This window comes from Achromobacter sp. DMS1 (assembly GCF_001270295.1).
Window position 1 is genome coordinate 1 of the sequence record NZ_LHSJ01000276.1, and the last position, 5260, is coordinate 5260.

Sequence of the window (5260 nt, forward strand, 5' to 3'; positions counted from 1 at the left end):
GCTGCGCCGGGCATTGCGCACGAGCCAGTAAGCGTGTTCGGCGGCGTCGGCGGGGTCGCCCACGACGACCAGCCGGCGGTCCGCCAGCATGGGGGCGATGAGGGCGAGCCGGCCGAGCGCGATGCCGTGGCCGGCCAGCGCGGCGTGCACGATCTGGTCATACTGGTTGAACCGCAGCATGCTCTTGGGCCGCGCCCGGCCCAGGCGCCGCGCGGCCAGCCACTCCTGCCACTGCAGCCAGGGCCGGGTGGGGTCGTCGAATTCCAGCAGCACGTGCCGCGCGAGTTCGGCCGCGTTCAGGGCGCGCACGTTCAGCATGGGGTGCGCCACCGGCACCACGGATTCGCCGAACAGCCAGACGGCGTCTTCGGGCACGGCCTCCCGCGGGCTGTAGCGGATGGCGATGTCCACGCTCTCGCGGTCGATGTCCAGCACCCGGTTGTCGGCCGCCACCCGCACGTCGATGTCCGGGTGGGCGGCCTGGAAACCGCCCAGCCGGGGCAGCAACCAGAGCGAGGCGACGCCGATGGTGGTGGTAATGGTGACCGGCGTGCGCCGCTGGGGCGCACGCAGCTCCTGCGCCAGTTCCCCCAGCTCGCCCAGCCAGGCGTCGGCCATGCGGAACAGCTGCGCGCCTTCGGGCGTGAAGGTCACGCTGCGGAAGCCGCGCACCAGCAGCGCGACGCCCAGATGCGCCTCCAGGGCCCGGATCTGCCGGCTGACGGCCGACTGGGTCACGTGCAGGTCGCGGGCCGCTTGCGTAATGCTCATGTGACGCCCCACGGCGACGAAGCCTTTGACCAGATCCAGCGGAGGCAGCTTGGCGAGGGGGTATGACATTCCTGTTACTCATGCGATGCGCGCGCAAATGTCGCTTGAGCAATATAGCCCGCCGGGCGTTCAATATCACTCATGCGACGGAAACGGTGCGGAATGGCCCGCGCCGTCCGCCGCCGGGGCCGTCAATGCGGCCGGAGGCGCGCCATGATCCAGCTCTCTTGCTCCGAAGGAATGTCACTGCATCTGAACGGCAGATCGGTGGTGCGGCTGCGGCGCGCCGCCGGCACGCGCATCCAGTGCCGGGCCGGCCTGCTCTGGGTGTCGGAATACCAGCGCGCCGACGACAGCGTGCTGCGCGCGGGCCAGGCGCTGACTGTCGGCAGCGACTGCGACGTCGTGCTCAGCGGCCTGCCCGACGCGCAGGTCGCCCTCGTTTCCCAGCCCGCCGGCCACCTGGAGCTTTGTCCATGAATGCACCGCTGCCCCTCGCGCCTCGCATCGAGATGTGGTTCGACTTCGCGAGCCCCTACAGCTACCTGGCCATGGAGCGCATCGGCGACCTGGCGCGCAAGTCGGGCGTGACGGTGGACCTGCGTCCGTTCCTGCTGGGCCCGATTTTCCAGGCCCAGGGCTGGAACGACTCGCCGTTCCGGCTGTTTCCCGGCAAGGGGGCGTACATGATGCGCGACATTGCGCGCCTGGCCGAGAAGTACGGCGTCGTCTACCGCCGTCCGCGGCTGTTTCCGCGCATGAGCGTGCTGCCCGCCCGCATTGCCATCCTGGGGCAGGACGAATCCTGGGGGCGCGACTTCTGCCTGGCGGTGTTCCGCGCCAATTTCCAGCACGACCGCGAGATCCAGTCCGAAGACGTGGTGCGCGAGCTGCTGCTCGACCTCTCCCTGGACGCCGACGGGCTCATCGCCCGCGCCAAGAGCGAGGGCGTCAAGGAAACGCTGCGCCGGCAGGTGGACCGGGCGCGCAACCTGGGCATCTTCGGCGCGCCGACGTTTTTCGTGGACGGCGAAATGTTCTGGGGCAACGACCGCCTGGAAGACGCCCTGGACTGGACCCGCCGGGCTTCGCCCGCCACCGCCTGGGCGCCCGCCGCCCGGGCGAGCTGATTTTTTCCCAACCTTCCGTATTGCAATGAAGAACGCCAGCAGTTCCCTGCGCGGCGCGCCCATGCCGGGCGGCCGCTCCATCACCCAGTTCCGCGCCGCCCGCATCCGGCGCGTGTCGTTCCAGTGGAAACAGTCTGGCCAGGCCGCGCCCGGTGCCCGGCCCGGGGACGGCGCAAAGCCGGGCGCCCAGGGTTGACGCGCCCCAGCCCCCGGAGCCGCGCGCGGCGCCACCCGCCGCGCGCACCGGGCCTAGCCGGCCCGGCTCACGGGCGCCACCCGTGCCCATTCTTCGTCGGTGTACAGGCGCGAGCGCAGCAGAAAGCGCATGCCCTCGGCGCTGTCCAGCGAAAACGCGCCGCCGCGGCCCGGCACGGCGTCGATGATGAGCTGCGTGTGCTCCCAGTAGGCGAACTGGTCTTCGCCCATGTAGAACGGGCAGCCCTCCAGCTCGCCCAGGAGCACGTCCGAGCCGCCGACCAGGAACTCGCCCTGCGCATAGCACATGGGCGAGCTGCCGTCGCAGCAGCCGCCCGACTGGTGGAACATCAGCGGACCGTGCTTGGCGCGCAGAGTCTCGATGAGGCGGCGCGCCTCGTCGGTGGCCACCACGCGCGGCGTGTGTTCTGCCATGCTCGTTCTCCCGGCCGGCGCCGCGGGGCAGCCCCGAAGCGCCCGGCACGCGCCCGCTCAGAAGAAGCCCAGCTTCTTCGGCGAGTAGCTGACCAGCAGGTTCTTGGTCTGCTGGTAGTGGTTGAGCATCATCTTGTGCGTTTCGCGCCCGATGCCCGATTGCTTGTATCCGCCGAACGCCGCATGGGCCGGGTAGGCGTGATAGCAGTTGGTCCACACCCGTCCCGCCTTGATGCTGCGGCCCATGCGATAGCAGGTGTTGATATCGCGCGACCACACGCCCGCGCCCAGGCCGTAGAGCGTGTCGTTGGCAATGGCCAGGGCCTCGTCGGCATCCTTGAAGGTGGTCACGGCCACCACCGGCCCGAAGATTTCTTCCTGGAACACGCGCATTCTGTTGTGCCCCTTGAAGACCGTGGGCTGCACGTAATAGCCGTTCTCCAGCGCGCCGGGCAGCCGCGCCCGTTCGCCGCCGGCCAGCACCTCCGCGCCTTCCTGCTTGCCGATGTCCAGGTACGACAGGATCTTCTCGAGCTGTTCGGTGGACGCCTGCGCGCCCAGCATGGTGTCGGCGTCGAGCGGGTTGCCCTGCTTGATGGCCGCCACCCGCGCCAGCGCCCGCTCCATGAAGCGGTCGTACAGCGATTCCTGGATCAGCGCGCGGCTCGGGCAGGTGCAGACCTCGCCCTGGTTCAGCGCGAACATCACGAAGCCCTCGATGGCCTTGTCGAAGAAGTCGTCGTCCTCGGCGCCCAGGTCGTCGAAGAAGATGTTGGGCGACTTGCCGCCCAGCTCCAGCGTGACCGGAATGATGTTCTGCGACGCGTACTGCATGATGAGGCGGCCCGTGGTGGTTTCGCCCGTGAACGCGACCTTGGCGACGCGTTTGCTGGAGGCCAGCGGCTTGCCCGCTTCCAGCCCGAAGCCCGTGACGATGTTGAGCACGCCCGCGGGCAGCACGTCGGCGATCAGCTCGGCCAGCACCATGATGCCCAGCGGCGTCTGCTCGGCGGGCTTGAGCACCACGCAATTGCCGGCGGCCAGCGCGGGAGCCACCTTCCATGCGGCCATGAGGATGGGGAAGTTCCAGGGAATGATCTGGCCCACCACGCCCAGCGGCTCGTGGAAATGATAGGCCACGGTGTCGGCGTCGATTTCCGAGAGGCTGCCTTCCTGGCTGCGGATGGCCGAGGCGAAGTAGCGGAAGTGGTCGATGGCCAGGGGAATGTCGGCCGCGCGGGCTTCGCGGATGGGCTTGCCGTTGTCCCAGGTTTCCACGGCGGCCAGCCGCTCCAGGTTGGCTTCCATGATGTCGGCGATGCGCAGCAGCAGGCGCGCGCGCTCGGCGGGCGGGGTGGCCGCCCATTTGGGTGCGGCGCGGTGCGCGGCGTCCAGCGCCAGCTCGACGTCGCGCTCGTTCGAGCGGGCGCTGCGGTTCAGCGTTTCGCCGGTAATCGGGGTCACGTTGTCGAAATACTGGCCGCTGGCCGGCGGTTGCCAGCGTCCGTCGATGAAATTCTCGTATTGCTCCTTGATGTCGATGGGGGTGCCGTAGGTGCCGGGCGTGACGCGGGTTGCGATGTCCATGGCGTTTGTCTCCGATATGGTTGGAATGGGGCGGCGGCGAGCGCCCGCCTGACTGTCACGAAGCAAAACGCATGCCATGTCCGTGGGCGGCTGGACAGCCGCATGGGCGCGTGCGAAAGTAGGCTTCCACGCGCCCGCTGGTGTCGCTTTTTGCGACGCTGTCGCGGAACAGGTGTCGCAGAACGCCGTCCCAGGAGACATGCATGGCCCAGTCCCACTCTCCGCCGTGGCTGTCGCAGGCGCGACAGCTTTTCCATACGCAGGGCGCCGTGCCCGGCGGCCTAGTGGCCGAACCCATCCTGCGCTCGTGGCGGCGCTGCGCCGAACGGGGCTTCGACATGCGCGGCGCGCGGCGCGCCGAACTCATGACCCAGGCCGAGCTGCGCGAAGCGCGCGAGCGCAACGAGGCCCTGCGCCGGCTGGCCGCGCCGGCCATGTCCGCCCTGCAGCGGCAGGCCGGAGCCAGCGGCGGCCTGGTCATCCTGTGCGACGCGCAGGGGCTGGTGCTCGATACCGAAGGCGACGCCGGCTTTGCGCAGCGGGCCTCGCGCGTGGCGCTCATGCCGGGCGCATCCTGGGACGAGGCCGCCGCCGGCACCAACGCCATCGGCACCGCGCTGGTCGAGGGCCGCGCCATCGCCGTGCATGGCGCCGAGCATTATTTCGAGCCCAACCGCATCCTCACCTGCGCCGCCGTGCCGATCATGGACGGCGCCGGCCGGCCGCTGGGCGTGCTGGACCTCTCCAGCCAGGCCGGCGCCGCGCGGCCCGACGTGCTGGCCTGCGTGCAGGCCGCGGCGGACCGGGTCGAGCACAGGCTGTTCCTCGACGCGCACTCCGAATGCGCCGTGCTGGCGCTGCACGCCCGGCCAGCCGGGCTGGGCGCTCCAGGCGAAGCTTTGCTCGCTTTTCACGACGGCCTACTGGTGGCGGCAAACCGGATCGCCCTGCAGGCGCTCGATCTGCCGCCCACGGCGCTGGGCGTGTACCGCTACGGCGATCTTTTCGAGGGCGATCTGGCGCGCTGCCCGGTTTCGGGCGGCAGGCTGCGCGCGCACCGGGGCGCCGTGTTCCATGCGCGCCTGCGCTGGCCCAGCGAGCGCGCGCCCGGCGCCGCCGCCGCGAGCCCGGCCGCGCCGCCC

6 protein-coding genes are annotated in these 5260 nt (G+C 70.2%); 3 read left to right on the top strand and 3 right to left on the bottom strand.

Going from position 1 to position 5260, the window contains the following annotated elements; genetic code table 11:
* Window positions 1-840, bottom strand: an 840-nt coding sequence (locus tag AD428_RS22280; protein WP_053246624.1) for a LysR substrate-binding domain-containing protein, incomplete at its 3' end; no start/stop codon positions are given.
* A gap of 171 nt (window positions 841-1011) precedes the next feature.
* Here AD428_RS22280 and AD428_RS22285 point away from each other — a divergent pair.
* Both AD428_RS22285 and AD428_RS22290 read left to right on the top strand, forming a co-directional pair.
* The gene (locus AD428_RS22285) at window positions 1012-1251 is read left to right on the top strand and encodes a DUF2917 domain-containing protein (protein WP_082308552.1); all 240 of its coding nucleotides are present in this window, start codon (window positions 1012-1014) and stop codon (window positions 1249-1251) included.
* Complete coding sequence (locus tag AD428_RS22290) at window positions 1248-1901, top strand: 2-hydroxychromene-2-carboxylate isomerase (protein WP_053246626.1); 654 nt, start codon at window positions 1248-1250, stop codon at window positions 1899-1901. Before AD428_RS22285 ends, AD428_RS22290 begins: the two co-directional genes overlap by 4 nt.
* 249 nt (window positions 1902-2150) lie before the next feature.
* Here the strand turns inward: AD428_RS22290 and AD428_RS22295 are convergent, their stop codons facing one another.
* Both AD428_RS22295 and adh read right to left on the bottom strand, forming a co-directional pair.
* Window positions 2151-2531 carry a DUF779 domain-containing protein gene (locus tag AD428_RS22295; RefSeq protein WP_053246627.1) on the bottom strand — a complete coding sequence of 127 codons (381 nt, stop codon included), beginning with the start codon at window positions 2529-2531 and terminating at the stop codon, window positions 2151-2153.
* Between the two features lie 57 nt (window positions 2532-2588).
* The gene (gene adh, locus AD428_RS22300) at window positions 2589-4118 is read right to left on the bottom strand and encodes an aldehyde dehydrogenase (RefSeq protein WP_053246628.1); all 1530 of its coding nucleotides are present in this window, start codon (window positions 4116-4118) and stop codon (window positions 2589-2591) included.
* Between the two features lie 203 nt (window positions 4119-4321).
* Between adh and AD428_RS22305 the strand changes: the two genes are divergently transcribed.
* On the top strand, window positions 4322-5260 hold a 939-nt coding region (locus AD428_RS22305), incomplete at its 3' end, for a sigma-54-dependent Fis family transcriptional regulator (RefSeq protein ID WP_152968196.1).

What these genes read in the sequence shown, in the direction of transcription:
- AD428_RS22285 (WP_082308552.1), top strand. Translation starts at nt 1,012, where the DNA reads ATGTCACTGCATCTGAACGGCAGATCGGTGGTGCGGCTGCGGCGCGCC.
- AD428_RS22290 (WP_053246626.1), top strand. Translation starts at nt 1,248, where the DNA reads ATGAATGCACCGCTGCCCCTCGCGCCTCGCATCGAGATGTGGTTCGAC.
- AD428_RS22295 (WP_053246627.1), bottom strand. Translation starts at nt 2,531, where the DNA reads ATGGCAGAACACACGCCGCGCGTGGTGGCCACCGACGAGGCGCGCCGC.
- adh (WP_053246628.1), bottom strand. Translation starts at nt 4,118, where the DNA reads ATGGACATCGCAACCCGCGTCACGCCCGGCACCTACGGCACCCCCATC.